This window comes from Ruminococcoides bili, from assembly GCF_040093295.1.
GTDB classification, from domain to species: Bacteria; Bacillota; Clostridia; order Oscillospirales; family Acutalibacteraceae; genus Ruminococcoides; species Ruminococcoides intestinale_A.
This window is the reverse complement of the sequence record NZ_JBBNJY010000003.1, coordinates 60,916-85,759: the sequence shown is the minus strand read 5'-3', so window position 1 is coordinate 85,759 and position 24,844 is coordinate 60,916. Positions and strand designations below refer to the sequence as shown.

21 protein-coding genes are annotated in these 24,844 nt (G+C 39.9%); 17 read left to right on the top strand and 4 right to left on the bottom strand.

Going from position 1 to position 24,844, the window contains the following annotated elements:
- Window positions 1-2: 2 nt before the first annotated feature.
- Genes AAAY30_RS01795 through AAAY30_RS01765 form a run of 7 tightly spaced genes read left to right on the top strand, consistent with a single transcriptional unit; the run spans window position 3 to window position 7,267 of the window.
- The gene (locus AAAY30_RS01795) at window positions 3-1,946 is read left to right on the top strand and encodes a V-type ATP synthase subunit I (protein WP_186934925.1); all 1,944 of its coding nucleotides are present in this window, start codon (window positions 3-5) and stop codon (window positions 1,944-1,946) included.
- A gap of 56 nt (window positions 1,947-2,002) precedes the next feature.
- Window positions 2,003-2,440: an ATP synthase subunit C gene (locus tag AAAY30_RS01790; RefSeq protein WP_022234487.1), complete on the top strand. Its 438-nt coding sequence runs from the start codon at window positions 2,003-2,005 to the stop codon at window positions 2,438-2,440.
- A gap of 27 nt (window positions 2,441-2,467) precedes the next feature.
- On the top strand, window positions 2,468-2,776 hold the full coding sequence (locus AAAY30_RS01785) for a V-type ATP synthase subunit F (protein WP_022234486.1): 309 nt from the start codon (window positions 2,468-2,470) through the stop codon (window positions 2,774-2,776).
- Window positions 2,777-2,797: 21 nt separating this feature from the next.
- A complete protein-coding gene (locus AAAY30_RS01780) occupies window positions 2,798-3,394 on the top strand; it encodes a FliH/SctL family protein (protein ID WP_022234485.1) in 597 nt (198 codons plus the stop codon).
- Between the two features lie 41 nt (window positions 3,395-3,435).
- The gene (locus tag AAAY30_RS01775) at window positions 3,436-5,187 is read left to right on the top strand and encodes a V-type ATP synthase subunit A (RefSeq protein ID WP_022234484.1); all 1,752 of its coding nucleotides are present in this window, start codon (window positions 3,436-3,438) and stop codon (window positions 5,185-5,187) included.
- 14 nt (window positions 5,188-5,201) lie between these two features.
- Window positions 5,202-6,578 carry a V-type ATP synthase subunit B gene (locus AAAY30_RS01770; protein ID WP_022234483.1) on the top strand — a complete coding sequence of 459 codons (1,377 nt, stop codon included), beginning with the start codon at window positions 5,202-5,204 and terminating at the stop codon, window positions 6,576-6,578.
- Window positions 6,579-6,604: 26 nt separating this feature from the next.
- Window positions 6,605-7,267 (top strand): V-type ATP synthase subunit D, encoded by a 663-nt coding sequence (locus AAAY30_RS01765; RefSeq protein ID WP_252559605.1) that lies wholly within the window; start codon window positions 6,605-6,607, stop codon window positions 7,265-7,267.
- Window positions 7,268-7,524: 257 nt separating this feature from the next.
- Here the strand turns inward: AAAY30_RS01765 and adhE are convergent, their stop codons facing one another.
- Together adhE and AAAY30_RS01755 are read right to left on the bottom strand one after the other, a co-directional pair.
- Window positions 7,525-10,146 (bottom strand): bifunctional acetaldehyde-CoA/alcohol dehydrogenase, encoded by a 2,622-nt coding sequence (gene adhE, locus AAAY30_RS01760; RefSeq protein WP_295026286.1) that lies wholly within the window; start codon window positions 10,144-10,146, stop codon window positions 7,525-7,527.
- A gap of 61 nt (window positions 10,147-10,207) precedes the next feature.
- Window positions 10,208-10,930, bottom strand: coding sequence for a leucine-rich repeat domain-containing protein (locus AAAY30_RS01755; RefSeq protein WP_249376391.1), 723 nt, complete (start codon window positions 10,928-10,930; stop codon window positions 10,208-10,210).
- A gap of 493 nt (window positions 10,931-11,423) precedes the next feature.
- On the opposite strand from AAAY30_RS01755, the gene AAAY30_RS01750 reads away from it, so the two are divergent.
- From AAAY30_RS01750 to AAAY30_RS01740, 3 genes are all read left to right on the top strand, one after another.
- A complete protein-coding gene (locus AAAY30_RS01750; RefSeq protein WP_252559576.1) occupies window positions 11,424-12,689 on the top strand; it encodes a cation:proton antiporter in 1,266 nt (421 codons plus the stop codon).
- Between the two features lie 310 nt (window positions 12,690-12,999).
- On the top strand, window positions 13,000-14,571 hold the full coding sequence (locus AAAY30_RS01745) for a peptidoglycan-binding protein (protein WP_249376389.1): 1,572 nt from the start codon (window positions 13,000-13,002) through the stop codon (window positions 14,569-14,571).
- A 96-nt stretch (window positions 14,572-14,667) separates the two neighbouring features.
- Window positions 14,668-14,904, top strand: coding sequence for a DUF896 domain-containing protein (locus tag AAAY30_RS01740; RefSeq protein ID WP_022234595.1), 237 nt, complete (start codon window positions 14,668-14,670; stop codon window positions 14,902-14,904).
- A gap of 161 nt (window positions 14,905-15,065) precedes the next feature.
- On the opposite strand, the gene AAAY30_RS01735 is transcribed toward AAAY30_RS01740, so the two are convergent.
- Window positions 15,066-16,379 (bottom strand): CobW family GTP-binding protein, encoded by a 1,314-nt coding sequence (locus tag AAAY30_RS01735; protein ID WP_252559577.1) that lies wholly within the window; start codon window positions 16,377-16,379, stop codon window positions 15,066-15,068.
- Between the two features lie 176 nt (window positions 16,380-16,555).
- On the bottom strand, window positions 16,556-17,935 hold the full coding sequence (locus tag AAAY30_RS01730; RefSeq protein ID WP_022234597.1) for a TrpB-like pyridoxal phosphate-dependent enzyme: 1,380 nt from the start codon (window positions 17,933-17,935) through the stop codon (window positions 16,556-16,558).
- Window positions 17,936-18,148: 213 nt separating this feature from the next.
- On the opposite strand from AAAY30_RS01730, the gene AAAY30_RS01725 reads away from it, so the two are divergent.
- From AAAY30_RS01725 to AAAY30_RS01695, 7 genes are all read left to right on the top strand, one after another.
- Entirely contained in the window at window positions 18,149-19,075 is a 927-nt protein-coding gene (locus tag AAAY30_RS01725) for a substrate-binding domain-containing protein (protein WP_295027111.1), read from the top strand.
- Window positions 19,072-19,941, top strand: coding sequence for a phosphate ABC transporter permease subunit PstC (gene pstC / locus AAAY30_RS01720; RefSeq protein ID WP_499215741.1), 870 nt, complete (start codon window positions 19,072-19,074; stop codon window positions 19,939-19,941). Before AAAY30_RS01725 ends, pstC begins: the two co-directional genes overlap by 4 nt.
- Window positions 19,934-20,824 carry a phosphate ABC transporter permease PstA gene (gene pstA, locus AAAY30_RS01715; RefSeq protein ID WP_295053856.1) on the top strand — a complete coding sequence of 297 codons (891 nt, stop codon included), beginning with the start codon at window positions 19,934-19,936 and terminating at the stop codon, window positions 20,822-20,824. Before pstC ends, pstA begins: the two co-directional genes overlap by 8 nt.
- 17 nt (window positions 20,825-20,841) lie before the next feature.
- A complete protein-coding gene (gene pstB / locus AAAY30_RS01710; protein WP_022234601.1) occupies window positions 20,842-21,594 on the top strand; it encodes a phosphate ABC transporter ATP-binding protein PstB in 753 nt (250 codons plus the stop codon).
- Entirely contained in the window at window positions 21,594-22,235 is a 642-nt protein-coding gene (gene phoU, locus AAAY30_RS01705) for a phosphate signaling complex protein PhoU (RefSeq protein WP_499215740.1), read from the top strand. The genes pstB and phoU overlap by 1 nt, the downstream gene beginning before the upstream one ends.
- A 100-nt stretch (window positions 22,236-22,335) precedes the next feature.
- The gene (locus AAAY30_RS01700; protein WP_294664394.1) at window positions 22,336-23,007 is read left to right on the top strand and encodes a response regulator transcription factor; all 672 of its coding nucleotides are present in this window, start codon (window positions 22,336-22,338) and stop codon (window positions 23,005-23,007) included.
- Window positions 23,008-23,010: 3 nt separating this feature from the next.
- On the top strand, window positions 23,011-24,681 hold the full coding sequence (locus AAAY30_RS01695) for a sensor histidine kinase (protein WP_499215739.1): 1,671 nt from the start codon (window positions 23,011-23,013) through the stop codon (window positions 24,679-24,681).
- Window positions 24,682-24,844: the final 163 nt, after the last annotated feature.

The following is a 24,844-nucleotide window of genomic DNA, read 5'->3' as shown; positions in this document are numbered from 1 at the left end:
ATTTGGCTGTATCAACCATGCAAGCTGTTAATATAATCGGCTTTATGGATGAGATTGACGATGTTATTACCGTTTTGGGAGAATCGGGAGTTTTTCATCCCGATGATGTGTCTGTTTTTTACAACAATACCCAAGGCTTTTCACATCTTCAGACCAAAAATATTTATGCCGAACATCTCACTAACCTCAAGGCTTCATTAGGACTTACAAAAAGGCAGTTCCCGCTTGTCGATGTAAGCAATTTTAATCCGACATATCAGGATATTCAATTGTTTTGCAATAAGATTTGCGATGAACTAAACGAGCTTGTTGAAGACAGAGATTTTGCCGCCGAGCAATTGCTTGAGGCAAAACAAAATCTTGACGAAACAAAGCACTTTGTCGGACTTGACATTGAAATAGAAAAGCTGCTTGAGCTTAAATATGTAAATGCAAGATTCGGAAGACTTCCTAAGGACAGCTATGTAAAACTGGAAAATTATAAGGATGACCCTTATATTGATTTTTCGGTGTGTACAGAAGATAAAGCTTATTATTGGGGCGTTTATCTTGCTCCTGCTGATAAGACAGAAGAAATTGACAGAGTTTTTTCAAGTCTTTTCTTTGAGAGATGCGACATAATCGGTGTTAATTCAACGCCAACTCTGCATATGAAAAAACTTACGGCACTTATTCCCCACCTTGAGGATGTTTACAAAGATACCGAAAAGCGTATTGACGATTATCTTTCCATTAACAAAGAAAGAATTTTAAAATATTTGTCAAAACTTGAAGAACTTTCTTTGTACTCAACTATAAGAACTAAAGCTTTGCAATACAATAAAAGTTTTATTATTGTAGGCTGGGTGCCGACCGAGTTTGCAAAACAGCTTAAAAAACGACTTTGCAAACACAGAAGCGTTACAGTTGAATTTTCAGACGCAAAGAACGAGATTAAAAAATCTCCGCCTGTTAAACTCAAAAACTGTTTCCTTGCACGACCGTTTGAGTTTTATACTTCAATGTACGGCGTGCCAAAATACAATGAAATTGACCCGTCACTTTTTGTTGCAATAACTTACATTATTATATTCGGTATTATGTTTGCCGATGTCGGTCAGGGTATCTGCCTTACTGTTGTAGGTATATTAATGTATAAAATCAAAAAGATGGCAATTGGTAAAATACTTGCACCGTGCGGTATTTCATCTGCATTCTTCGGACTTGTATTCGGCAGTGTGTTCGGATTTGAGCATTTGCTCGACCCCATGTACAAAGCTCTCTTCGGACTTGAAGAAAAGCCTATTGAGGTAATGAGCTCCGAAATGGCAACAAAGATTATTCTTGTAGCCATAGGCATTGGCGTATTCCTTTTAATTACCGCAATGTTCCTCAATGTCTACACATCAATCCGTCAAAAGGATTATGGCAGAGCATTGTTCAGCACGAGCGGTGTGGCAGGTATAATTTTCTACAGCGCAATAGTATTCGGTATTGCAGGTCAGCTTTTGTTCGGACTTCCCGTATTCAACGCTCCGTACATTATATTCCTGATTGTAATTCCGTTTATCTTAATTTTCTTTGCCGAGCCGCTTGGCGGATTGGTAAACAAAGAACCTGACTGGAAACCGGAAAGCTGGAAGGACTACATTGTTGAAAATATTTTTGAATCAATTGAAGTTCTTTTAAGCTATGTAACAAACACAATGAGTTTCTTGCGTGTAGGCGCATTCGTTCTTGTTCACGCAGGTATGATGATGGTTGTATTTGTTCTTGCCGAAACCGCAGGTCCTATTGCCTACTGGCCAATTGTTGTAGTAGGTAATGTTATAGTAATGGTACTTGAGGCTCTCCTCGTAGCAATTCAGGTATTAAGACTTGAATACTATGAGCTTTTCAGCCGTTTCTATTCAGGCGAAGGCAGACCATACGAACCTGTCAAGCTAAAACTTACACAAAACAGTTAAGTTGAAAAACTTAATTATATATTTTATTGTTTATTTATTTTTGGAGGTAAATCATTATGAGCATCTTAAATTTAGTTATGTTGGCACTCCCTGTTGTATTTCTTGTAGCATCAGTAGTTGTAGCTGTAAAGGCTTACGAAAAAGGTCATAACAGAAAGAAAACAGTTTTAATGCAGATTGCTTCATTCGCAGCAGTATTTGCAATTTGCCTTCTTTGCCCAATCGTAGCAGGTGCAGCAGATGCAAACACAGTTTCAGAGGCAGTACAGGTTGCTCAGCAGTCATCTAAGAGCTTTGCATATATCGGCGCAGCTATCGCAGTTGGCCTTTCATGTATCGGCGGTGGTATTGCCGTTGGTAACGCAGCTCCTGCAGCTATCGGCGCAACAAGTGAAGATCCAAAGGCATTTGGTAAAGCAATCATCTTCGTTGCTCTCGGTGAAGGTGTTGCCCTTTACGGTATGCTTATCTCAATCTTGATTCTCTTCAGCTAATTGAAGAAATAAAGGATATGACGAAAAATGAAATTTTTTCTTATAAGCGATAATGTTGATACTAAAATGGGTATGCGTTTTGCAGGTATTGACGGTGTAGTTGTTCATACGGAACAAGAGGTTACACGAGAGCTTACTAAGGCTATGGAGAGAGAAGATGTGGCTGTTATTCTTATGACAGAAACTCTTGTTTCTCTCTGCCCTGACCTTATCTATGACTTAAAGCTCAACCGCAAAAAGCCTTTGATTGTAGAAATCCCCGACCGTCATGGCAACGGACGCACCAAAGACAGTATCACAAAATATGTTCAGGACGCTATTGGCGTAAAACTCTGAATGAGCTGAGAGGTTATTAATATGGAAAATACCACAAAAACCGATAACTTTTTGCAAGCCATACAAAGATACACCGAAGAACAAAAGTCTATTGCCAATACTGAAGTTGAGCTTTTAAAGGAAGAAAAACTCAAAAAAGCCGAAGAAAACGGCAAGCGTGACAGCGAACGCTACATACAGCAGCAGCTTGAAGCTAAAAAGTATGTAGAAACAAGCAAACTTGCCAGACTTGTTCAGGAAAGTCAGAAAAAACTCTTTAGAGAAAGAGCAAAAATGACTGACGAAGTATTTGAAATGGCTGCACAAAAGCTTATTAAATACACAGAAACCAAAGAATATAAATTAAAACTTGTTGACAGTGCAAGACAGATTGCAGAACTTTTTGACGATAACCGTTGTGTTGTTTATATAAATGAAAAGGATATGAAGTATTCAACAGAAATCCTTGCCGCATTCCACGGAATGGCTGAACTTGTTAAAGACAACTCAATCAAAATCGGCGGTCTTAAAGGCTACTGCAAATCAATGAGAATTGTTGCCGATGAAACACTCGACACAAAGCTCTCTGCACAGAGAGAATGGTTTATTGAGAACTCAGGTCTGAGCGTTCTTAACTAATTGACCTTCTTGATTTTATCCGAAAGAAGATGGTAATACAAATGGAAAATAATGTTATTTATGGAATTAACGGACCTGTTGTTACCGTAAAAGATGCTGATTGCTTTGAAATGATGGAAATGGTTCATGTAGGTGAACAGAACCTTGTCGGTGAAGTAATCGGTATAACTTCTGATTTTACCACAATTCAGGTATATGAAGAAACAACCGGTCTTAAACCGGGAGATGTTGTTACAGGTACAGGCGCACCTATGAATGTACTTCTCGGACCGGGAATTATTGATAATATTTTTGACGGAATTGAGCGTCCTCTTAAGGCTATTGAGGAACAGGCAGGCGCTTTCATTGACAGAGGTGCATCTGTTTCTTCTCTTGATGACAAAAAGCTCTGGAATGTTACAATGAAAGTAAAGGTTGGCGACAAGCTCGAGGGTGGTCAGATTTATGCTACACTCCCCGAAACACCAATCATTGAACACAGACTTATGGTTCACCCTGAACTTTCAGGCGTTGTTACCAAGGTTATGCCTGACGGTCAATACAAGCTTTTTGACACAATTGTTGTTATTAAAGATGATAACGGTGTTGAGCACAACCTCACACTTTGTCAAAAATGGCCTATCAGAACCGCTCGTCCTGTAAAGGACAGACTTGCATCTTCAATTCCGCTTATTACAGGTCAGAGAGTTATTGACTCTCTCTTCCCTATTGCTAAGGGCGGTACAGCCGCTATACCGGGCGGTTTCGGTACAGGTAAAACTATGACACAGCACCAGCTCGCAAAATGGTGCGACGCTGATATTATTATTTATGTAGGCTGCGGTGAGCGTGGTAACGAGATGAGCCAGGTACTCGAAGAATTCTCTGAACTTATCGACCCTAAGTCACAGCGTCCTATGACAGACAGAACCGTTCTTATTGCCAACACATCAAATATGCCTGTTGCAGCCCGTGAGGCATCAATTTACACAGGTATCACACTTGGCGAATATTACAGAGATATGGGTTACCATGTTGCTATGATGGCTGACTCAACTTCTCGTTGGGCCGAGGCTCTTCGTGAGATTTCGGGCCGACTTGAGGAAATGCCTGCCGAGGAAGGTTTCCCGGCTTACTTGCCTTCACGACTTGCCGAGTTCTATGAGCGTGGCGGCCGTGCGGAAGTTCTTTCAGGCGGTGAGGGTTCTGTAACACTTATCGGTGCGGTTTCTCCGCAGGGTTCAGACTTCTCCGAGCCTGTTACACAGAACACAAAAAGATTTACCCGTTGTTTCTGGGCACTTGATAAGTCGCTTGCTTATTCAAGACATTATCCTGCTATTAACTGGATGAACAGCTACAGCGAATACTTTAACGACCTTGACCCTTGGTTTGAAGAAAACCTCGGTAAAGACTTTATTGAGTATCGTAACAGAATCAGTGCACTTCTTCAGGAAGAAAGTTCGCTTATGGAAATCGTAAAACTTATCGGTTCCGATGTACTTCCTGATGACCAGAAACTTGTCATTGAAGCTGCAAGAGTAGTTCGTGTAGGTTTCTTACAGCAAAATGCTTTCCACGCTGATGATACTTATGTTCCGCTTGAAAAGCAGAAACTTATGATGAAAACAATTCTTCACCTTTACGATAAGGCTAAGAAGGTTGTTACCAAGGAAATTCCTATTTCAAAGGTTATTGAGCTTGGTTTGTTCGATAAACTTACAAAGATGAAATATGATATTCCTAACAGCAAGCCTGAACTCTTTGATGAATATATCAAGGAAATTGATGAAAAGCTTGACTCAATTATGTAAGGAGGAAACGCACAATGATTATAGATTATGTCGGCGTTAAAGAAATTAACGGCTCACTCATAGTTCTTGACGGAGTAAAAGGCGTTTCCAACGAGGAAATTGTTGACATCCGCCTTGATAACGGCACAGTAAGACAGGGCCGTGTCGTACAGATTGAGGGTGAAAAGATTGTTGTTCAGGTATTTGAGGGCACAAGAAGAATCAGCCTTACAAATACAAGAACAAGACTTACAGGTCACCCAATGGAAATGCCTCTTTCTCCTGAAATTATCGGTCGTGTACTTGATGGTGCAGGCAGACCTATTGACGGACTCGGAGATATTTTCCCTGTAAAGCGTGCTAACATTAACGGCACACCTATCAACCCTGTTTCAAGAATTTATCCTAAGAACTACATCAACACAGGTATTTCTACCATTGATACACTTATGACACTTATCAGAGGTCAAAAACTTCCTATCTTTTCAGGTACAGGTATGAAGCACAATGACCTTGCGGTACAGATTGTTCGTCAGGCAAAAATCAGCGGTGCAAATGCTAATAACTTCTGCGTAGTATTCGCAGCAATGGGTGTTCAGAAAGATGTTGCCGAATACTTCAGAAAGAGTTTTGAAGAAAGCGGCGTACTTTCAAGAGTTGTAATGCTCTTAAACCTTTCGAATGACCCGATTATTGAAAGAACACTTACTCCAAGATGTGCTCTTACTATTGCCGAGTACCTTGCATTTGAGCTTGAGATGCATGTTCTTGTTATTATGACAGATATGACCTCATATGCCGAGGCTCTTCGTGAGTTCTCATCATCAAAGGGTGAAATTCCTGCAAGAAAAGGTTACCCGGGCTATCTTTATTCAGACCTTGCATCACTTTATGAGCGTGCAGGTATGATTAAAGGCAAGAACGGTTCTGTTACACAGATTCCTATTCTTACAATGCCTAACGATGATATTACTCACCCGATTCCTGACCTTACAGGTTACATTACAGAGGGTCAGATTGTACTTGACCGTTCATTACAGGGACAAGGTCTTTATCCGCCTGTAAGCGTTCTTCCTTCACTTTCCCGTCTTATGAAGGACGGTATCGGTGAGGGTTACACAAGAGCAGATCATCAGGCACTTGCAAACCAGCTCTTTGCATCATATGCAAAGGTAATTGACGCTCGTTCACTTGCATCTGTTATCGGTGAGGAAGAACTCTCCCCTATCGACAAGAAATATATTGAATTCGGCAGACTGTTTGAATCAAAGTTTGTTAATCAGGGATTCAACGAAAATAGAAGTATCGAACAGAGCCTTGACCTCGGTTGGGAATTACTTTCTACACTTCCGAAATCAGAACTTGACCGTGTTGACGATCAGATTCTTGACAAGTATTATGTTGAGAAATAACCGTCAGAAAGGAGTGCTGAGCATCTATGGCTGTACAGGCTGTACCTACAAAAGGTAATCTGATGAACACCAAAAAGTCGCTTGCTCTTGCCAAAAACGGCTATGAACTGCTTGACCGTAAGCGTAATATTCTTATAAGAGAAATGATGACGCTTATCGACCACGCCAATGCAATTCAGGAGAAGATCGACAATGCATATGAAGAAGCTTACATAGCACTTCAGACTGCCAATGTTACAAACGGCTTTTGCGATGACCTTTCAAACACGATTCCTGAAGAAGACTCATTAAAACTTGATTCAAGAAGTGTAATGGGTGTTGAAATTCCGATTCTCACCATTGGCGAGAAAAAACCTCAAACCTACCTGCACTACGGACTGCGACTTACAAACTCAGGTATTGATAAAACTTACGAGAAATTCACCGAAGTTAAGTATCTTACCGCAGAGCTTGCCGAGATAGAAAACAGTGTTTACCGTCTTGCGGTTTCAATCAAGAAAACACAGAAGAGGGCCAACGCTCTTAAGAACATTATGATTCCTAAATTTGAAGAAACCGTAAAGTTTATTTCCGATGCTCTTGATGAAAAGGAAAGAGAAGAATTCAGCCGTCTTAAGGTTATTAAGAGAACAAAACTAAAAAGAGCACAGGCTGAAAAAGAAAAACAAACACAAGCAGAAAATGCTTAAAAAAATCCCACTCTGAAAAAAATCAGAGTGGGATTTTGCTATTTTAAGGGAAAATTTTTATCAATAGTTGAATAAATTATGGTTTAGCGGAATAAATTGGAAAATCAATTATAAAAGTTTGGTCGACCTTTGAAAAGGTCGACCAAACTTTTATAGTTGCTTGATAAAGCTATCAGCTAAACCATAATTTTTAAATAGAACCTAAAAAAATCCCCCGTGGGAAACCACGGGGGAGAAGTAACGAAATAATTTATCTATTAAACTGTCTCGCTGTTGTTGCCATAATAAGCATTGAGGTACATCTGCTTGATTTCCTTGAAGAGTGGGTATCTTGGGTTAGCGCCTGTGCACTGATCGTCGAATGCCTGCTCTGTCATATCGTCAAGTCTTGCAAGGAAGTCAGCTTCATCGATACCGTACTCCTTGATTGAGTTCTTAATACCAACTCTCGCCTTAAGGTCATTGACAGCCTTAATGAGGTTCTCAACGCTTTCAGCATCGTCCTTACCGCCAAGACCGAGGAATCTTGCTACTTCAGCGTAACGAGCCTGTGTCTTTGGATGATCATACTGTGGGAATGTACCCATCTTAGCAGGAGTTTCTACAGAGTTGAAACGGATAACCTGCTCAAGCATAAGGGCATTAGCAATACCGTGTGGAATGTGGTGGAAAGCACCAAGCTTATGAGCCATTGAGTGACATACACCGAGGAATGCGTTAGCAAATGCCATACCTGCCATTGTAGCACCGTGAGCAACTTTCTCACGAGCAAAAGGCTCATTCATACCGTTGTCATAGCAAGCCGGGAGATACTTGAAGATAACTTCAAGAGCTCTAAGTGCAAGACCGTCTGTAAAGTCAGTAGCCATCATTGATGCATAAGCCTCAAGTGCGTGGCTGACAGCATCGATACCTGATGCAGCTGTAAGACCCTTAGGACCGCTCATCATATTGTTAGCATCTACGATAGCCATATTTGGCATAAGCTCGTAGTCAGCGAGCGGGTACTTAACGCCTGTTTCCTGATCTGTGATAACTGCGAATGGTGTTACCTCAGAACCTGTACCTGAAGATGTTGGAACAGCGATGAAGTAAGCCTTTTCACCCATTTTAGGGAATGTATAAACTCTCTTACGAATATCGCAGAAACGCATAGCCATATCCATAAAGTCAGCTTCCGGATGCTCATAGAGAACCCACATAATCTTGCCGGCATCCATTGCTGAACCGCCGCCGAGTGCGATGATTACATCAGGCTCAAACTTACGCATAGCCTCTGCACCCTTCTGAGCAGAGATAAGTGACGGATCAGGCTCAACATCAGCAAATGTTGTGTAAACAATGCCCATCTCATCAAGTTTATCTGTGATTGGCTTTGTATAACCATTCTTGTAAAGGAATGAGTCAGTTACGATAAATGCTCTCTTCTTACCCATAACATCCTTGAGTTCCTGAAGAGCAACAGGCATACAGCCTCTCTTAATATAAACCTTCTGTGGTGCTCTGAACCAAAGCATATTTTCTCTCCTCTCGGCTACTGTCTTAATGTTGATAAGGTGCTTGACACCTACGTTCTCTGAAACTGAGTTACCGCCCCATGAGCCGCAGCCGAGTGTAAGAGATGGTCTAAGCTTGAAGTTGTAGAGGTCACCGATACCACCCTGTGAAGATGGTGTGTTTACGAGGATACGGCAAGTTTTCATACGGCCTGCAAACTCGTCAATCTTAGCTCTATCGTTAACAGCATCAACATAGAGGGAAGATGTATGACCGTAACCGCCGTCAGCAACGAGCTGCTCAGCCTTAGCAAGTGCATCTTCAAAGTCCTCTGCCTTGTACATAGCAAGTACAGGAGAAAGCTTCTCGTGTGCAAACTCTTCGCTGATGTCAACGCTTTCAACTTCACCGATAAGAATCTTTGTTTCTTCAGGAACTGTTACACCTGCAAGAGCAGCAATTGTAACAGGCTTCTGACCAACGATCTTAGCGTTAAGTGCGCCGTTGATGATGATAGTCTTTCTTACCTTCTCTGTCTCTTCGTCGTTAAGGAAATAGCAACCACGAGCCTTAAATTCCTTTTTAACCTTTGAATAAATCTTCTTTTCAACGATAACTGACTGCTCTGAAGCACAAATCATACCGTTATCGAATGTCTTTGAGTGAATAATTGAGTTTACAGCAAGGAGAATATCTGCTGATTCGTCAATAATTGCAGGAGTGTTACCTGCACCAACGCCGAGAGCAGGCTTACCTGATGAGTAAGCAGCCTTAACCATGCCAGGACCACCTGTAGCAAGGATGCAATCAGCTTCCTGCATAAGCATATTTGTAAGCTCAAGGCTTGGAATGTCAATCCAGCTGATAATGCCCTCTGGAGCACCTGCAGCTACAGCAGCCTCAAGAACAACCTTAGCAGCCTCAATTGTGCTCTTCTTAGCACGTGGGTGTGGGCTGATGATGATACCGTTTCTTGTCTTTAAGCAGATAAGTGTCTTAAAGATAGCTGTTGATGTTGGGTTTGTTGTTGGAATAACTGCAGCGATAACACCGATTGGCTCTGCAATCTTCTTAATACCGAAAGATTTGTCCTCTTCGATTACGCCACATGTCTGAACATTTTTATAAGCATTGTAAATGTACTCAGAAGCGAAGTGGTTTTTGATAACCTTATCTTCAGCTACGCCCATGCCTGTTTCTTCAACAGCCATTTTAGCGAGTGGGATTCTCATCTTGTTAGCTGCGGATGCTGCTGCAAGGAAAATCTTGTCAACCTGTTCCTGTGTGTAGGTTGCGAAAATCTTCTGAGCTTCTTTAACTTTTGCTAAAGCTGCCTCAAAAGTCTCTGCGTTTTCTACGATCGGATACTCTTTTGTGCTCATTAAATCTACCTCTTATCTAGCATTTTGTATTTTATTCAGCAAAAAGCTGAAAATGGATGACTTATTCTTCAACAGCTTTAAATTCAAGCTTGTTGGTTTTTCCGTTGGTTTTTACATAGTTTTCTGCGTAAGAACCCTTTGGAGCATTTATTGTAACAGTGTTTGCGTTATCACAAACGCTGTATTCAGACATTTTAGTTACATTGGCAGGAATGTCGATTTCTGTAATGGCAGGGCACTGATAAAAAACATATTCTCTGATTTCTTCAAGACTGCCTGATTCGATAGTTACTTTTTTAACTCCCGAACCCTGGAAAGTGAAAAGACCAAGGTCTGTTACCGAACCCGGAACTGTAACTTCTTCAAGTGAAGTACAGAGGAAAAATACATTATTGCCTAATGTTTTAAGATTTTTGGAAAGTGTAACCGACTTAAGATTTGTACATGACTGGAAAGCATGACCCTCAATCTCAGTTACCGTATCGGGAATTGTTATACTCTCAATGTCCTTTTCGCTGAAAGCGTTAGGACCTATTGATGTTACTTTATAGTTGTTATAGGTATCCGGAATAACAATATTTTTTTCGTTACCTGTGTACTCTGTTACCATAAGCTCATTGCTGTTTACAATGTAATAACCAAAGCCGTTGTCTGTAAGGTCAGGCTTTGTAGCTTCAATGGTATAGCCGGGTTCGTTTTTATTCGAACAGCCGCAGCCTGCAAGGCTGAAAACCATTGTTGCACACATTGCACCTGCAATAAGTGCGCATAATATTTTTTTCATAATTTGAAGGATCCTTTCAAACTTATACTGGTACTGATTTTCTAATTTTCAGTAATACCATTTTAACATCTTTGTTAAATATTTGTCAATGTTTTTTTCGTTTTTTTTTCGCTTTTTGTTACTTTTATCGCATTACATAATAAATTAGTATTGAGGTATGCTGTATTCTTACATATTCGACAAAATAATAAGAAATTATTTCTAATTACAAATTAAGAATAAAGGCTTAAATACTTGAATGTCTTTAAAATGGTAATTTAAAATACCATAAAAAAACAACTAATTTACTAAAATTTTAAAATCAATTGTATATAGATAAAAAATACATAAATATTATAGATAAATACTAAAAAATGTAAATAATGACAAAACTGTTGCTACTGTTAAGATATTAACAATACCGTCTTGAAATTTAAAGCAAAAGTGCTAAAATATATGGTGGAAAATTTTTAATATTTCCTATATTAATATGTATAGGGAGAAGGGGCGCACTATGGATTTAATGCTTATTCTAAGAAATCTTGCCATAATCCTTGTTGCTGCTAAGCTTTGCGGACTTCTTGCCCGTAAGCTCAAAGCACCGCAGGTTGTTGGCGAAATCATTGCCGGCCTTATTATCGGACCTTCACTGCTTAACCTTGTAGTTAAGGACGATTTTATTTCAGGTATGGCAGAAATCGGCGTAATTTTACTTATGTTCTCGGCAGGTTTGGGAACAGACCTTAAGGAACTTGTAAAAACAGGGCCTGTTGCATTGTTGATTGCTTTGTCAGGTGTTGCTGTTCCTCTTGTAGGCGGTATGCTTGTTTATATGGGCTTTGGATTCGGTACTCCGGATACACGGCTTTACGAAGGCATATTTATGGGTACTGTTCTTGCGGCAACATCGGTTAGTATTACCGTACAGGCTCTTAAGGAAATGGGACATCTGAAAGGAAAGGTCGGCACAACGATACTTTCTGCTGCGATACTTGACGATATTATAGGTATTATTCTTCTTACCGTAGTTATCGGCTTCAAGAGCCCTGATGTTTCACCTGTTGATGTTTGCATCAAGACAATTCTTTTCTTTGTACTTGCAATTGTACTTGGTTTTGCACTTTACTTCCTCTTTAAATGGATCAGCAAGCACTGGCCTCATTCAAGAAGAATTCCGATTTTCGGACTTGTTCTTTGTTTTGCGGCAGCTTATTGTTCGGAAGAATTCTTTGGTATTGCCGATATTACAGGTGCTTATGTAGCAGGTATTATTCTTTGTAACATCAATGATGCGGGTTATATTGAAAGAAAAATGGACATCAGTTCATATATGATCTTCGGACCTATTTTCTTTGCAAGCATCGGTTTACAGACAAGTTTTGATAACTTTAATATGCAGATATTATGGTTCTCAATCGCACTTGTTGCTGTAGCTCTCGTAACCAAAATTATCGGCTGCGGCGGTATGGCAAAAATTTGTAAGTTCAATATGACGGATTCGCTTAAAATCGGTGTAGGTATGATGAACCGCGGTGAGGTTGCTCTTATTGTTGCACAAAAGGGACTTGACGCAGGTCTTATGGACGCTAAGTTCTTTACAGCTGTAATCATTCTCATTATTGTTTCTTCAATTCTTACTCCTATCCTTTTGAAGGTTCTCTATGCAAAGTGGCCTGACAAAAAAGACAGTGTAATTGAAAACGAAAAGAAACTTGCTCAGGAAGGTGTAGGTGCTACTTACAATATTTCTGACAATGATTTCAAACATGATGAAAAATAATTTAATTATTACAAATTCAGCCGTACTCGTCAGAGTGCGGCTTATTTGTTGCCTCGTGTTTAATAAATAATTATATTTACAATTATTTCAAAATGTTACAAAAATTTACTTGATTTGTAATCTAAATGTGAATTAAAATTCTGATATTGAATTATAATAGCGTTTTTATTGTGCTTTTTAACAAAAAAGGGGAGGGATGCTAAACAAGGGGTTGATTTTTTCTTGAATATCTGCTATAATTATTACAAATTTGTTAATAAGTGTAATTTTGATGTAATTATTACACTTAACACAATTTGGAGGTAATACAATGCAGCGAAGTAAGAAAATTGCTTCTGTGCTGTTGAGTGTAACAATGCTTTCGGGTGCGTGCGCAGTCGCAGGCAGTACTACAGCTCATGCATCAGGCACAGGTGCAGGTCTTGCAGAGTGGGCGCTCAATGCATATTACAGCGGTTGGAGCTATGTTTACGGCGGAGCTACTCCCGGTACCGTAGATTGTTCCGGTCTTATTTATTCCTATTGCGGAGGCAACGCAAGAGGCGGAGATTCACAGCTGTATGCATCAAGCGCAAGTGGATATGTCAGCAACGGTATTCCACGAATACACGGACTCGGTCTTCATATGGATGGTCATGTCGGTGTATATATCGGCGACGGTATGGCAGTTGACGCAAGAAACGATGACGAAGATGTATGCTATGACACCGTAGATTATATGGGGTGGACACAGTGGTACAAGGTAGGCGCTATTGACTACATAGAAAACGGTTGGGAAGAGTTCAACGGTGATTATTATTACTATGAAAACGGCGAATACATTGTAGATACATCAAGAACAATTGACGGCACTACATATTACTTTGATTCAAAGGGCAGATCAAGCAATACTCCGTCAGATCCATCTTCTTCAAATTCTTCCGACAATTCTTCTTCAAGTTCAGACAACAACTCTTCAAACAACACGGTTGACGATTCTTCAACTGACAGCGACAACAGCAGTTCGACTGAAGAGGTAAAAGAAGAAACACCTACAGCGCCTGTTCTTTACAGAAACGGCGATGAGGGTGACGAAGTAACGAAGATACAGGAAAGACTTAAGGAGCTTGGCTACTATGATGGCGAAGTAAACGGTAAGTTTGACGATGCAACAGAGGCAGCTTACATTCAGTTCCAGCAGGCAGCAGGAGTAGATGTTGACGGTATTTCAGGTACAGACAGAGATATTCTTTACTCGGAAGATTGTCCTACCTATGCTGATGTTCAGGCAAAACTTGCTGAACAGACACCTACATATCAGTTGGGCGATCAGAGTAACTCAGTTCTCACAATTCAGAACAGACTTGCTATTCTCGGTTTCTTTAATGAAATAGCTACCGGCTACTTCGGAGAAACTACAGTACAAGCTGTTGAGGCATTCCAGCTTGCAAATAATCTTGAAGCTACAGGTATTGTGGATCAGGATACATATCAGGCAATGTTCTCGGCAACAGCACTTTCAAGCAACGGTTCCGCACTTGCTTCTACAGTAAGCTACACAGGTCCGTATGCAATGCCGCAGGTAGGTTCATCACAATTTGTTTTGCAGAATACACAAAATCAGGATTATACACATTCAGCCGCAGTTGTAGCGCAGGCTGCAAATAAGGTTACAAAGGCTGCACTTTCAAACACATCAGCCAATACACCTGCTATTATTTCGGCAGTTGTAAAGCGCAATCTTAATGTTGGTCTTTGGTTTGTAGTAGTTCTTGCTTTACTTTCGATTTTTGGCGGTGTATATATTATTAAAAATATTAAGGCTTCAAAAAAAGCCCGCCGTACAAGAGCAAGAAGCAAAAAAGCATATACAAGAGTAAAAACTGAGGCTCGTTACTGGTAAAAAATTAAGCCGTATCTTATGGTTGTCCATATGATACGGCTTTTGTATTGCAAAAAACTTTACAGTGTGGTATTATTAACATAGGAAGTGATTATTATGGATAAAGATTTAATTAAAAGAATAAATGAACTTGCAAAGAAAAAGAAAACACTCGGACTTAATGCTGAAGAACAGGCAGAACAGAAACAGCTTTATGCCGTGTATCTTGCTGAAATCAGAGAACAGTTTGATAATACTCTCGATAATGTAAGTATTAAACAGGAGGACGGTTCGGTTGTTCCGTTTAAATCCGCCGCCAAAAAGAAAACAAAAGAAGATAATAAATCAGAATAATTTATATTTTATATCAATAATTAAAAATTTAGGTTCTATTCTAAATGCGGAATACTTTTTCAAAACAATTTTAACTGTGTGCTAAACCATAAATTAATTACAATTTTTGATAAAAAACAGGGTTGATTCTATTTTCTGAATCAACCCTGTAATTATTTTTATTAATCGTCAAGACAATTGTCAAGTCTTTCAATAATATTCTGCTTATCCATATGCTGACCGATAAATACAAGTTTGGTTTCACGGTCGCCGTATTTTTCATCCCAATGCTCTTCAATATCAGGATACTCTTTAAAGTATTTCTTCTGCTCGCTCTTAGGGAATGCAGCAAGCCATTTGCCGTTTTCTGTAGCGGTAATCTGTACGCCTGCCTGCTCAAATACATAGAGGTAATCTCTCTTGTCTTTATCGGAGAACCAAAGAATACCCTTTGCACGAACAACGCCCTTTGGCCAATTGTTTACAAATTCCTGTAATTTTTCCTGATTGAACGGACGGCGGCTGTGGTACACAAAAGTACAGATACCGTACTCTTCGTCATCGTCACCGTGGTGGTGATGGTGGCAGCAGTGACCGTGCTCGTGGTCGCAGTGAGAGTGATCTTCGTCATCATGATGATGGTGATGCTCATGCTCGTCTTCATCGTGGTGATGATGGTGATGCTCATGCTCGTCCTCTTCGTGGTGCTGATGTTCGTGTTCATCCTCATCATGATCGTGATGCTCGTTTTTCTCGTCTTCGTCCTTATCGTAAGCCTGTGCCCAGCCTGCTGAACCTGCAGTTTCTTCAAAGTCATAAAGATTTGTATTGAGAATGTCGCCAACGCTTACCTTACCGTAGTTAGCCTCAATAATTTTAGCCTTTGGCTGAAGAGTTCTAATCATAGCTTTAACTCTGCCGAGCTGCTCCTCATTTACCATATCAACTTTGTTGAGAATGATAGTAGAACAGAACTCAATCTGCTGAATAACAAGGCTTTCAATGTCTTCTTCGTCAACATCGTCTTTAAGAAGATTGTCGCCGCAGCCAAACTCTGTAGCCATTCTGAGTGCGTCAACAACAGTTACAATGTTGTCAAGACGGCAGATAGCAGGAGTGCCTTCCTCTTCGTCACCCTCAAGTACAGCAATAGACTGTGCAATAGGGAGCGGCTCGCATATACCGCTTGCCTCAATGAGAATATAATCAAATTTACCTGACTTTACAAGTTCTGCAATCTGATTGATAAGGTCAACCTTAAGTGTACAGCAAATACAGCCGTTTGAAAGAGGAACAAGGTTGTCATCTTTTTGAGTAACAACGCCTGCTTTCTGAATAAGCTCAGCGTCAATATTAACTTCGCCTATATCATTTACGATAACGGCACATTTGTAGCCCTCCTGATTGCCGAGGACATGGTTGATAAGTGTAGTTTTACCGGAACCAAGATAACCTGTAAGAAGTGTTACAGGAATTGGAAGCTTTGGTTTTGCCATATATGTCATTTCCTTTCAAGAATAATTTTCTACGAATGGAATAATAGCACAACAGAATTATTTTGTCAAGTAGTTACGAGTTAGTTATGGCTAATTAAGTTGATATTTTTACAATTATTAATAAAAATTACTATAATAAAAAGGAGAGAGGAAAGCCTCTCTCCATAATAATTATATCAGTTTTCCGGAACATTCGGAAGACCGTCAAAGCCTTTCTGGAGTTCCTCGTCTGTCGGAATATAGTCGCTCATAAGACCGTCGTTAAACTTCTCATATGCAAGCATATCGAAGTAGCCTGTACCTGTAAGGCCAAAGAGAATAGTTTTTTCTTCGCCTGTTTCTTTACATTTGAGAGCCTCATCAATTGCAACTCTGATTGCATGGCTGCTTTCCGGAGCAGGGAGAATACCCTCAACTCTTGCAAATTGTTCTGCGGCAGCAAATACAGATGTCTGCTCAACAGAAGTAGCCTCCATAAGACCGTCGTGGTAAAGCTGTGAAAGTGTGCTGCTCATACCGTGGTAACGAAGTCCGCCGGCATGGTTAGCGGACGGAATAAATCCGCTGCCGAGTGTGTACATCTTAGAGAGCGGGCAAACCTTGCCGGTATCGCAGAAGTCATATGCAAACTTACCTCTTGTCAAGCTTGGGCAAGATGCAGGTTCAACGGCAATAATTCTGTAATCAGCCTCACCTCTTAATTTTTCGCCTACGAACGGAGATATAAGACCGCCAAGGTTAGAACCGCCGCCGGCACAACCGATAATGATGTCAGGCTTAACATTGTATTTATCAAGAGCTTTTTTAGCCTCAAGACCGATAACCGACTGGTGAAGAAGTACCTGATTGAGCACACTGCCGAGTACATAACGGTATCCTTCTGTAGAAGTTGCAACTTCTACAGCCTCGGAAATTGCACAGCCAAGACTGCCTGTTGTGCCCGGGTGCTCCTTAAGAATTTTTCTGCCGACTGCAGTATCTGTAGACGGGGAAGGAGTAACACTTGCACCGTAAGTTCTCATAACTTCTCTTCTGAACGGCTTTTGTTCGTAAGATACTTTTACCATATATACCTTACAATCAAGACCGAAGTAAGAACAAGCCATTGAAAGGGCGGTACCCCACTGGCCTGCGCCTGTTTCTGTTGTAACGCCTTTAAGACCCTGCTTTTTAGCATAATAAGCCTGTGCAATGGCAGAGTTTAATTTATGACTGCCGCTTGTATTGTTACCCTCAAACTTATAGTAAATCTTAGCAGGAGTACCGAGAGCTTTTTCAAGGAAATATGCTCTGATAAGCGGGGACGGACGGTACATTTTATAGAAATCCTGAATTTCCTGCGGAATATCTATGTATGCGTCTGTATCGTTAAGTTCCTGTGCTACGAGTTCTTTACAGAAAACAGGATAAAGCTCCTCTGCTGTCATTGGTTTTAATGTAGCAGGGTTAAGAAGAGGAGCAGGCTTGTTTTTCATATCTGCACGAACATTATACCATTGAGTAGGTATTTCACTTTCGTCAAGATAAATTTTATATGGAATCTTTGTATTTTCCATTGGTTTCAGCCTCCTAAATATCAATATTTATAATATTATAACATATTATTTGCCTCTTGTCATCACTTTTTATAGAAAATATTATTTCATAACATAATTAAAATAATTTTTTACGGGTATTTTACAAATAGGAGGTAAATAGCTTTACAAAAATTAACTAAACTAAGAGCGTACTCAAAAGAAGTACGATAATTATTTGAGGAGATTATATTTATGAAAAAAACAAGTACAAAATTATTATCGGTATTAGCAGCAGGCGTAATTATGGCAAGTGCATTTGCAGGCTGCGGCGGCAATTCTTCATCAACAGCATCAGGCGACAACTCAAGCAATGCCGGTTCATCAAACACAAGTGCTTTTGATACAAGCAAATCACTTTCTGTTATTACAAGAGAGCAGGGCTCCGGTACTCGTGATGCTTTCGTAGAGCTTACAGGTGTTCTTGTTAAAGACGGCGACACAAAGAAAGATACGACAAGAACAGATGCAGTTACAGTAAACGGTACTGAGGCTGTTATTACTAATGTAAAGGGCAATGATGCAGCAATCGGTTACATTTCACTCGGTTCACTCAACGACAGCGTTAAGGCTCTTAAGGTTGAAGATGTTGAGGCAACAGCAGAAAATGTAAAGTCAGGCGAATACAAAATCAGCCGTCCGTTCAACATTGCTTATAAGGGCGACTTAAGCGGTCTTGCTAAGGATTTTGTAGATTATATCTTAAGCTCAGACGGTCAGGCAGTAATTTCTAAAGAGGGTTATGTTCCGGTATCTGAAAACGCAGCATATGCAGGAACAAAGCCGGAGGGCAAAATTACAGTTGCAGGTTCTTCTTCGGTATCTCCTGTAATGGAAAAACTTATTGAGGCTTACAAGCAGATAAATACAAAGGCAGAAATCGAACTCCAGACATCAGACTCTTCGGCAGGTATGCAGTCTGCACTTGAGGGTACTTGTGACATCGGTATGGCATCAAGAGAGCTTAAAGATACAGAAACAGCTCTTACATCAACAACAATTGCAAAAGACGGTATTGCGGTAATCGTAAATACAAACAATACTACAGAAAATCTCACAATGGATCAGGTAAAAGCTATCTATACAGGCGAAGCTAAGGTTTGGAGCGATATAACTAAATGAGATTAAACAATATTAAAGAAAGGGCTATGCAGGGAGTTTTCTTCCTGACAGCCCTTGCAAGCATAGCGGCAGTTGTGCTTATATGTATTTTCCTTTTCTACAACGGTGTTCCGGCAATGGCAGAAATCGGATTTTTTGATTTTATAGGCGGCTCTGAATGGGCACCTACAAATGTTCCGGCTAGCTACGGCATCTTTACAATGATTATCGGTAGTATCTATGTTACGGCAGGCGCTGTTGTAATCGGTGTGCCGATCGGAATTTTAACAGCGGTTTTCCTTGCTCGCTTTTGTCCGAAACCGTTATATAAGGTTATAAAACCCGCAACAGAATTACTCGCAGGTATTCCGTCAATCGTTTACGGCTTTTTCGGACTTATGGTAATTGTACCGTTTATCAGAGATAACTTTGACGTCGACGGTTCAAGTTTGCTTGCGGCGTCAATAGTGCTCGGAATTATGATTTTGCCTACAATTATAGGCGTTTCGGAGTCGGCAATCCGTGCGGTGCCCGAAAATTACTACGAGGGTGCATTGGCACTCGGTGCAACAAGAGAGAGAAGTGTGTTCAAAACAATGCTTCCTGCCGCAAAGTCGGGTATTCTTGCAGGTGTTGTGCTTGGCATAGGCAGAGCTATCGGCGAAACTATGGCGGTTATCCTGATTGCAGGCAACCAGGTGCAGATTCCTACATCACTTACGGACGGTGTAAGAACGCTTACAGCAAATATTGTACTTGAGATGGGTTACTCAACAGGACTTCACAGACAGGCACTTATAGCAACAGGTGTAGTTTTGTTTGTGTTCATATTAATTATTACACTTTCAATGCAGGCAATTAAGAGCAGGAGTGAAAAGAATGGCTGATAACAATGAAATAAAGGCAATCAATAAAACAGGATTTGCCCAAAGATTAAGAGAATATAAAAGAAAGCCGCTCTCACTTGTTTTGTTTATATTGGTTGTACTTGCAGCGGCAATATCAGTGCTTGCTCTGGTATTTTTAATTGTATATATTCTTGTAATGGGTGTTCCGCATATTACACCGGAGCTGTTTGCATGGGAATATAACAGTGATAATGTATCCTGTATGCCTGCAATTATCAATACTGTTGTGGTAACTTTGCTTACCTTGGTAATTGCCGTACCGTTTGGCGTAGGTGCTGCGATTTACCTTGCGGAATATGCAAAAAGGGGCAACAAGTTTGTAAAACTTATCAGAACTATGGCAGAAACTCTTTCAGGTATTCCGTCGATTGTTTACGGTTTGTTCGGTATGTTATTCTTTGTAACTACTTTGCAGTGGCGACTTTCATTGCTTGCAGGTTCTTTTACACTTGCAATTATGGTATTACCGACAATTATGAGAACTACAGAGGAAGCTTTGCTTTCTGTTCCCGACTCGTACCGAGAGGGCAGTTACGGACTTGGCGCAGGCAAGCTGAGAACAATTATAAAAATAATTCTTCCGAGTGCAATGCCGGGTATTCTTGCAGGTATAATTCTTGCAGTAGGCAGAATAGTCGGAGAAACTGCGGCTCTTTTATATACATCGGGTTCGGCGTCGGGTCTTGCAAAAGGTCTTATGTCTTCGGGCAGAACGCTTGCTATTCATATGTATGTACTTGCAAATGAGGGATTGCATACAGATCAGGCTTGGGCAACAGCGGTTGTATTGCTTGTGCTTGTACTTTTAATAAATACGCTTTCGGCATTTATCGCCAAAAAGCTTACAAGTAAAAATAAGTAAGAGTGGAAGGAAAATAAATGGATAAGTTTACAATTAAGGATATGAACCTGTATTACGGCAAATTTCACGCATTAAAGTCTGTAAACTTTAATATGGAGGCAAACCGTATTACAGCTTTTATCGGCCCGTCGGGCTGCGGTAAATCAACGCTCCTGAAATCACTTAACAGAATGAATGATTTGGTTGAGGGTTGTAAAATTACAGGTGATATCCGTCTTGATAACGAGGATATTTACGGCAAAAATATGGATGTAAATGTTCTCAGAAAAAGAGTGGGTATGGTTTTTCAAAAAGCAAATCCGTTTCCTATGAGCGTGTATGATAACATAGCTTTCGGTCCGAGAACACACGGTATAAGAAGCAGAAGAGAGCTTGACGAAATCGTAGAGCAGTCTTTGAAAGATGCCGCTATCTGGGATGAACTTAAGGACAGACTTAAAAAGAGCGCACTCGGCCTTTCGGGCGGTCAGCAGCAGCGTCTTTGCATTGCAAGAGCGCTTGCGGTAAAGCCTGAAGTTTTACTTATGGACGAGGCAACATCTGCACTTGACCCTATTTCCACAGGTAAAATCGAGGAACTTTGTATGAAGCTTAAAGATAAATATACCATTATTATGGTTACACATAATATGCAGCAGGCAATGAGAATTGCTGATAATACGGCATTCTTCCTGCTTGGCGAAATGATTGAATGCACTGATACGGCTACCTTGTTTTCTACTCCAAAGGATAAGCGTACAGAGGAATACATTACAGGAAGGTTCGGCTAATGAGAGAGTATTTTGATTTGGAATTAAAAGCACTTAACGATAAACTCATTGAAATGGGCGCTTTGGTTGAAGGTGCAATAAAAAATACGATAACCATTATTACAAACGGTGAATACGATAAACTTGAAACATCAAGAATTATTGAAGAAAAAATCAATACGATGGAGAGAGAAATACAAAGCTATTGTTTAAATCTCCTCCTTTTACAGTCGCCTGTTGCAGGTGACTTAAGAACGGTGTCTTCGGCTCTTAAGATGATTACCGACCTTGAAAGAATCGGTGATCAGGCTATTGACATTGCGGAAATGTCAACTTATTTGAAAGACTGCGAAAACATTTATTCAATGACTCATCTTTCTGAAATGGCAGAGCGTTCTTCAAATATGGTAACAACGGCTATTAACGCTTTTGTTAAAAAAGACTTGAAACTTGCAAAGACCGTAGCTACTATGGACGACGCTATTGATGACCTTTTCAATAAGGTAAAACAAGAGGTTGTCGATATTATAAACGCAAACAAAGAACTTGATCAGCAGGCTATAGATGTTTTGCTTATTGCAAAGTATTTTGAAAAAATCGGCGACCATGCGGAAAATATCGGTGAATGGGTTGTGTTTTCAATTACAGGAAAGACAGTATAACATTTGATGATTTTTGTTGCAAATCAAGACTATTGTGATATAATTAGGTTTAAGGCGGAAGTATGTCTGCCTTAAATCTATATCGGGGAGTTAGAATTATATGTTTATTTATATTGTAGAAGACGATACAGACATCAGGGAGCTTGAAACCTACGCACTGAAAAACAGCGGTTATGAGGTTAAAAGCTTTGGAGAAAGCAAGAGCTTTTTTAAAGCGTGTGCGGAAATAAAGCCGCAGCTTGTTATTCTTGATGTAATGCTTCCCGATTTTGACGGATTGTCTGTACTTGAAAAATTAAGAAAAGACAAGTCTACAAAAAATATTCCGGTTATTCTTGTTACCGCAAAGTCAAGTGAGATGGATAAGGTAAAAGGACTTGATATGGGTGCCGACGATTACCTTACAAAGCCGTTCTCCGTACTTGAACTTATTTCAAGAGTAAGGGCGATTTTAAGACGCTGTACGGTAGAAGAAAAGCCCGAAACCGTGGAACTTGGCGGAATTGTTCTTGACGATTCAAAGCATATTGTAACTTCAAACGGAGAACAGTGTAGCCTTACATACAAGGAGTACGAATTGCTCAAATATCTGCTTAACAATAAAGGTATGGCACTCACAAGAGAGAACATTATCATTAATGTTTGGGGTTACGATTTCGAGGGAGAGAGCCGTACGGTTGATATGCACATTACAACTCTAAGACAAAAACTCGGAGAATGCGGCAATCTTATTAAAACCGTGCGTAATGTAGGATACAAGGCAGGAGAATGATAAATGAAACTAAGAAAAATTCTTTTAAAAAGATTTATAATCACCGCTGGTGTATCCATTCTTTTGACGGCTGTTTTTTCAACAGCCGCTTTCTGGTTTATTTTTTCTTCTTCGGAAAAAACAACATTAAAAGATTATGCAAATATAGCCGCAAATCTTTATAATAAAAACAGCAGCTATGAATTGCTGCACGATTTAAGTTCATCACGAATAAGAGTTACATTGCTCGACGGCAACGGAAATGTTCTTTTGGAAAGCGATGACGGCGTTGATGTTACAAAAATGGGAAATCACTCCAATCGTCCCGAATTTATAAATGCAATGAAAAACGGATACGGCGATGACAGCAGAAAATCAGAAACACTCGGCAATGTTACATATTATTATGCTGTAAAAACTTCAAACGGAAATGTTTTGCGATTGTCTGAAACTATGGAAAACGGCTACTCCATTTTTATGCACCTTGTTCCGATTTTGTTTGCCGTAATAATTATTGTATTTATTCTTTGCTGTGTGCTTTCAAAAAGGTCAACGAAAAAAATTATTGCGCCTATAGAAAATCTCGAAAGCAATGTTGACGGCAATCAATATGAAGAATTAAGTTCAATTTCCCGCACCATTTCAAGTCAGCAAAAGCAGATTAACAAGCAGGTTTCACGCTTACAGCTTGAAAAAGACAGAATAGACACGCTTATTCAAAATATGTCCGAGGGCTTTATAATGCTTGATATGGATAAGAATATGCTTATGTGTAATCATTCCGCTTCAAAATATCTCGGCACGGATTCAGAGGGCACTGTTGGCGAAAGTCTTATTTCATTTTCACGCAATGAGGTTTTGTGCGAATGTGTTGACAAGGCTTTCAGCGGTGAACGCAGCAGCAATGAAGGCAGTATAAATGGCAGAGTATTGCAGATAATTGCAAGTCCGGTGTATTCCAACAGCGAACAAAAAGGTGTAATCTGTCTTATAATTGATATTTCGGCTAAACGAAAAGCCGAAAAAATGAGGCGTGAATTTACCGCAAATGTTACCCACGAGTTAAAAACTCCGCTCACTTCAATTTCGGGTTATGCGGAAATTATAGAAAGCGGAATTGTTGCACCGGAAGATATTGAAAGATTTGCCGGAAAAATTCATAAAGAATCAGGCAGACTGCTTTCTTTGATTGGCGATATTATAGAGCTTTCCGAACTTGACGAAAACACAAGACCCGTAAATTACGATAAGGTCGATTTGTCGGGACTTTCAAGAGAGGTAGCGGAAGATTTACATACAAATGCAAATAAACACGAGGTTGTCATTAAAGTTAATGCGGAAGATAAAATTTTAATAAACGGCAATCGTAACCAACTTTATGAACTTGTTTATAACCTTTGTGACAATGCGATAAGATATAACCGCAAGGGCGGAAATGTTACCGTTACTGTTAAAAAAGAGGACGAAAACGCCGTTCTCAGTGTTGCGGATACGGGAATCGGTATTCCGTTAAAACATCAAAAACGAGTTTTTGAGCGCTTTTACAGAGTTGACAAAAGCCGTTCTAAAGAAACCGGCGGTACAGGTCTTGGACTTGCAATTGTAAAACATATTGCCGAAAGACATGACGGTACTATTACATTAAAGAGTAATGAAAACGGTACGGTATTTACATTTAAAGTAAAAGCATTGTAAAAATTATAAAATGTACTTTTAGCAAAATTAAATATTAATATTTAATATTACGGCTGCGTCTTGTTTAAGTCTTACTTATATACAGGGCGCAGTTGTTGTTGTGTAAAAAACTTTACATAGATTTTACAAATGCAAAATAAAACTTTGACTTAATACTAATATC